The 423-nt window shown below is 68.1% G+C and carries 1 protein-coding gene; it reads right to left on the bottom strand.

The window, feature by feature from the left end; genetic code table 11:
• Positions 1-20: 20 nt before the first annotated feature.
• Positions 21-423 (bottom strand): type 1 periplasmic-binding domain-containing protein (locus tag D7Y13_RS50185; protein WP_208734687.1); only part of this gene is annotated, 403 nt, incomplete at its 5' end.

The raw sequence follows: 423 nt of genomic DNA, 5'->3' as shown, positions 1-423 counted from the left end.
CTTAGGGTTCGTCGGCAGCGTCAGATGGGTATAAGAGACAGGATCTGCGCCGAGAAGTCGTCGCTCAGGTTCTGGTAGCGCCCCGGATCGGTGGTGACGTAGCCGGCGGCCGCGAAGCCCGGCGCGACGCCGACGTTCGGGTCGCCCCAGGCGTTGCCGTCGGCATCGTTGGGGAAGAGGCCGCCCACCTGCTTGTTGGTGTCGATCTGGTCCCACATCGCGGTGAAGACGCCGATCACGTCCTCCAGCCCCCAGAAGTAGTGGAACGCGTAGTTGAACGGCGTCCAGGTCGAGGGGTCGCCGGGGTTGCCCTGCTGGCCGATGAACCAGGGCTGCCAGGGCGCCACGGTCGAGACGCAGGGGATGCCCTCGGCCTCGCAGGTGGTCGCCACCGGGTTCGTCGTCTCGGGGGTGGAGGCGACG

Origin of the sequence: Corallococcus praedator, from assembly GCF_003612125.1 — a bacterium.
Lineage (GTDB): Bacteria > Myxococcota > Myxococcia > Myxococcales > Myxococcaceae > Corallococcus > Corallococcus praedator.
The sequence above is the reverse complement of the archived record's forward strand: the minus strand, read 5'-3'. Positions and strand labels throughout refer to the sequence as shown.